The following is a 255-nucleotide window of genomic DNA, read 5'->3' on the forward strand; positions in this document are numbered from 1 at the left end:
TCCGACAGAATTTCTCGTGTTCCGCCGTACTCAGGATCCCAGCTAGGCAAGGTTCGATGTCGCATACGGGGCTGTCACCCTGTCTCGCACAGCTTTCCAGCTGCTTCTGCTATCGTCTCTTGTCCATGTCGCCGGTCCTACAACCCCAGAATGCAAGCATTCTGGTTTGGCCTCTTCCCGTTTCGCTCGCCACTACTCGGGGAATCGCGTTTGCTTTCTCTTCCTGCAGGTACTTAGATGTTTCAGTTCCCCACG

Annotated in this window: 1 rRNA gene; it reads right to left on the reverse strand. The window is 54.9% G+C overall.

Features of this window, described 5'->3' with window-relative positions:
• Positions 1-255, reverse strand: a 23S ribosomal RNA gene (locus ACYQ2O_RS13495); the annotation flags it as partial.

This window comes from Alkalibacterium sp. m-11 (assembly GCF_054658155.1).